Genomic DNA, 4,122 nt, shown 5'->3' with positions numbered 1-4,122 from the left:
TAGAAAGGGGTTGTGCGATCACAACCCCTTTTCTTTTTCCCCGGCATGTCCATATTATGACAATGCGGACATAATGTGCCGGCGATGGGACGGCAGCTCCCGCCTCCGACCCGTGTGGCCCGCGGCATCCGCCAACCCACAACCCAAAGGAGTCTTCCCATGAAACTGAGCGCGCGCAATCTGCTCCCCGGCAAGGTCAAGGAACTCACCGTCGGCATGGTCAATGCCGAGGTGGTCATCGAGATCGCCCCCGGCGTGGAGGTCGTCTCCGTCATCACCAAGAATTCCGTGGAACGCATGAACATCAGGGTCGGCGACCAGGTCGAGGCCATGATCAAGGCCACCAGCGTCATGGTGGCCAAGGACTGATCCGCCCCACGAAGAAGGAAAAGGCGGACGCCCCGAGGGGCATCCGCCTTTTTTCATGCCCTGCGCGGGGGCCTAACCCTCGACCAGGTAGGCCTTGTTGATGACCACCGGGGTGAGGGGAACATCGTCATGGAAGCCATGGCGGCCGGTGTCCACGCCCTTGATGGCCTCAATCACGTCGGTGCCGTCCACGACCTTGCCGAAGACAGCATAGCCCCAGCCCTGCGGGGTCTTGGAGCTGAAGTCGAGGAAGGAGTTGTCCTTGACGTTGATGAAGAACTGGGAAGAAGCGGAATGGGGGTCCATGGTCCGGGCCATGGACAGGGTATAGCACTTGTTCTTCAGGCCGTTGTCCGCCTCGTTCTCGATGGGGGCGCGGGTGGCCTTTTCCTTCATGTCCTTGTCCATGCCGCCGCCCTGGATCATGAAGCCGTTGATGACGCGGTGGAAGATCAGGCCGTCGTAGAAGCCGTCCTCCACGTACTGCTGGAAGTTGGCCGCGGTCTTGGGCGCTTTCTCGAAGTCGAGTTCGATGACGATGTCGCCCATGCTGGTTTCCATTTTAATCATGCTCTGCTCCTTTTGGCCGGTTTCCCGGCGTTGTGTGTCGATTGTACGGCTCCCGCGCGGCGGGAGCGGCGAGTCTAGGGCGCGGCCGGGTCCGGCGGTGGAACGGCCACGGTATCCACCTCGCCGCGCACTGCCGGGGTCGCGTTGTCCTGCGCCGGGGCCACGGACGGCGATGCACCCTCCGGGGCCGCCTCCGGGGAGACGGCATCGCCCGAAGCGGGCGTCTCCCGGCCGAGCACGGCCAGGGGGTTCTCCTCCGGCGCACGCTCCTCTTCCTTGGTCACGGACAGGGGGGAGCCGAGCTTGAGGATGTTCTTCTCAACCACCAGCTTGGCCAGGGGCTCGGCAATGGCCGTCTGCCGGGCCGCATAGGGGTTGTCCGGCTCGAAATGCACCGGCGCGGGCCGGTCCAGGAAACCCGTGGCCAGATAGGCCAGGGCCAGCCCGGCGACGACCGGCTTGCCCAGCCGGGTCAAGGTCGCGATGCGCCCCTTGCCCACGCGCTATCCCCTGAGCGCCTGGACGATGGTCTCCTGCGCCTCGGCCGCGAGGTACGGATGCATGGGCAGGCTGAAGATGCGCTCGCCCACGCCCTCGCAGACCGGGAAGTCGCCCTTCCCGTAGCCCAGGTGGGCGAAGGCCTGCTGCAGGTGCAGCGGCTTGGGATAGTAGATGGCCGAGGGAATGGACGCCGCCTTGAGCCGATCCATGAGCTCGGCGCGGTGCGCCGCGTCGCGGGCCAGGATGGAATACTGGGCCCAGACCGAGGTGTTGCCCTCCCGCACGGTGGGCGCGGTGACGCCCTCCACATCGGCCAGGAGCGCGGCGTAGCGGTCCGCCACTTCCTGCCGCTTGCCGACTTCCTCGGCGAATATCTCGAACTTGGCCAGGAGCACGGCGGCCTGGATGGAGTCCAACCGGCCGTTGATGCCCAGGCGGACGTTGTCGTAGCGGTCGTCGCCCATGCCATGGACCCGGATGGAGACCAGGAGCTTCCGCAGCTCGTCGTTGTGGGTGAAGACCATGCCGCCGTCGCCGTAGCAGCCCAGGGGCTTGGCCGGGAAGAAGGAGGTGCAGGCCATGTCGCCCAGCGAGCAGACCGACTTGCCCTTGCAGGTGGCGCCGAAGGACTGGGCCGCGTCCACGATGAGGAACAGGCCGTTGTTGTGGGCCAGGGGCTCAATGCGGTCGTAGTCGGCGGGCTGGCCGAAGAGGTCCACGGCGATGACGCCCTTGGGGGTCAGGTCGGGCCGGGTATCGTGCACCGCGTCGATGCGCCGCCGCAGGTCGTCGGGATCGATATTAAAGGTCACGGGGTCCACGTCCACGAAGATCGGGGTGGCCCCGAGCAGGGCCACGGACTCCGCCGTGGCCATGAAGGTGAAGGGCGTGGTGAACACGGCGTCGCCCGGGCCAACTTCCAAGGCCATGAGCGCCATTATCAGGGCGTCCGTGCCCGAGGCGCAGCCGATGCCGTGGCGCACCCCGCAGTAGTTGGAGAGCCGGTTTTCCAGCTCGGTGATCTCCGGGCCCATGACGTAGGCCCCGTGCTCCAGCACGCCGTCGATGCCGCGTTTGACCGCGTCCTCGATGCGCCGATACTGCGACTTGAGATCGATGAAGGGTATAGACATATGGTATCTCTCTTTATTCGTTGAGGTTTTGAACCACTTCGTAAATTCTGGCAAAGGGCAGCTTGTCAACCACCAGCTTGAAGTAGGGAGCGATCTCCGGATCGGCCGGGTCGCAGGTGAGCAGCCGGGCCATCAGGCTTCGGGCGGCGATCCGGTCCATGAGCACCGACTGGCCTGACATCTTGTTGACGACCAGGTGTTGCTGCGTGGGCAGGAGCTGGGGGGACACGGAGTTCATGAAATAGGTCTGGGACTGGGCCCCGTTCTGGTCCAGGACCGTGATGTCCTTGACCAGCCCGCCGCCGCCCTGCCGGCTCATGACCGCGCCGCGCTGGACGTTGATGCCCAGCTCGCCGGGGTTGTAGTTGTTCACCGAGGCCTGCTCGGTTACGCCGGACTCCAGGTTCCAGTTGCCGAAATAGGTGATCCACTTGGCGATGGTCAGGTTTTTCCAGGAAACCACAAGGTACTGGGGGGGCGAGACAGGGTAGTCGGTCCGCGCCAGCTCCTCGTCCAGCGCGGCGGAAAGCCCGTTGCGCGGGATAGCGTCCCAGACCTCGTTGGGCGCCAGGCCGAACGTGCGGTCATCGGACAGCGGATGCTGGGAGGCGAAACGCACCATCCCCGCAGCCCGGGCAGGAGAGTCCGAGGCCAGGACGAAGCCCACGGGGAAGACGTCGCTTCCCGCGTGCCGTCCGCCATCGACCACGGTCTTGAGCCCGGAATAATACTGGGTGGCGTAGCCCCAATCCCACCAGCTCCAGACCATGGAGTCGGCGGGGGCGACGCTTCCCAGCTCGATCAGCCCTTCCGCATAGGACCGCGACAAGACCGGAGTCAGCGGCAGGCGGGCGTAGGCGGCGTGGCAGTAGCCCAGCAGGGCCAGCCCAAGGGCCAGTTGCGCCCCGGCCGAGACGAGGGCCTTGCGCGGATATTCCCGCAGGACGGCCTTCGCCAGCCAGTGCAGGGCAACGCCCAGAAAAATCATGAACACGGCGCCGCCGAACATGGAAAAGCGGATGCCGAGCTTGACGCTGGCCAGGTGCAGGGCCGCAAGCGGCAGCAGCAGCACGGCCGAGGGGCGAAGCGCCATGACCGCCGCCCCGCAGGCCAGGGCCAGCCAGCCAAGCCAGCCGAAAAACGCCCCCCGGCTCAGGATCTCGCCCACCGGGACCAGTTTGGCCTCGATGATGCTCTGGACGATGCGAGGATAAATCGGCCCAATGGCGCCCGAGGCATCGGCCGGCGACGCCGTCGTCGGGTGGAAATAGAGAGCGAGTTTCTCGAAGGCCCCGGCAAGGGGGTCCTGCACCAGGTGAAGGCCGAAGACCAGCAGCGCGAACAGAGCGAACGCGAACCAGAAATTGTCCATCACCGCGGGCCGCATGCGCGGCCCGTTCGCGAACAGGCAGAGGATCAGAGTACCAGCCCCCCCCAACCCATCGACTCCCAATAGGTCGACGGGAAACCGCCAAACGGCAATTGAGTCAAGGGCACGATGAACAGGTGCCCATTGCCCTCTCCCGGAAAGGCCAAAAGCAGCATGGCG

General features: G+C 65.4%; 5 protein-coding genes. 1 reads left to right on the top strand and 4 read right to left on the bottom strand.

Annotated elements, in window-relative coordinates; translation table 11 throughout:
- Positions 1-159 precede the first annotated feature (159 nt).
- A complete protein-coding gene (locus PHP91_RS17170; RefSeq protein WP_300143731.1) occupies positions 160-369 on the top strand; it encodes a molybdopterin-binding protein in 210 nt (69 codons plus the stop codon).
- A 72-nt stretch (positions 370-441) separates the two neighbouring features.
- Here the strand turns inward: PHP91_RS17170 and PHP91_RS17165 are convergent, their stop codons facing one another.
- The 4 genes from PHP91_RS17165 to PHP91_RS17150 form a co-directional block, all read right to left on the bottom strand.
- Entirely contained in the window at positions 442-939 is a 498-nt protein-coding gene (locus PHP91_RS17165) for a peptidylprolyl isomerase (protein ID WP_300143728.1), read from the bottom strand.
- Between the two features lie 74 nt (positions 940-1,013).
- Entirely contained in the window at positions 1,014-1,439 is a 426-nt protein-coding gene (locus PHP91_RS17160) for a hypothetical protein (RefSeq protein WP_300143726.1), read from the bottom strand.
- A 3-nt stretch (positions 1,440-1,442) separates the two neighbouring features.
- Positions 1,443-2,573, bottom strand: a complete 1,131-nt coding sequence (locus PHP91_RS17155) for a DegT/DnrJ/EryC1/StrS family aminotransferase (RefSeq protein ID WP_300143722.1) — start codon at positions 2,571-2,573, stop codon at positions 1,443-1,445.
- A 13-nt stretch (positions 2,574-2,586) separates the two neighbouring features.
- Positions 2,587-3,960 (bottom strand): hypothetical protein, encoded by a 1,374-nt coding sequence (locus PHP91_RS17150; RefSeq protein WP_300143719.1) that lies wholly within the window; start codon positions 3,958-3,960, stop codon positions 2,587-2,589.
- Positions 3,961-4,122: the final 162 nt, after the last annotated feature.

This window comes from Pseudodesulfovibrio sp., from assembly GCF_028692895.1.
GTDB lineage: Bacteria > Desulfobacterota > Desulfovibrionia > Desulfovibrionales > Desulfovibrionaceae > Pseudodesulfovibrio.
Note: the sequence above shows the minus strand (reverse complement) of the source record. Positions and strands in the feature narration are given on the sequence as shown.

What these genes read in the sequence shown, in the direction of transcription:
- PHP91_RS17150 (WP_300143719.1), bottom strand. Translation starts at nt 3,960, where the DNA reads ATGCGGCCCGCGGTGATGGACAATTTCTGGTTCGCGTTCGCTCTGTTC.
- PHP91_RS17170 (WP_300143731.1), top strand. Translation starts at nt 160, where the DNA reads ATGAAACTGAGCGCGCGCAATCTGCTCCCCGGCAAGGTCAAGGAACTC.
- PHP91_RS17155 (WP_300143722.1), bottom strand. Translation starts at nt 2,573, where the DNA reads ATGTCTATACCCTTCATCGATCTCAAGTCGCAGTATCGGCGCATCGAG.
- PHP91_RS17165 (WP_300143728.1), bottom strand. Translation starts at nt 939, where the DNA reads ATGATTAAAATGGAAACCAGCATGGGCGACATCGTCATCGAACTCGAC.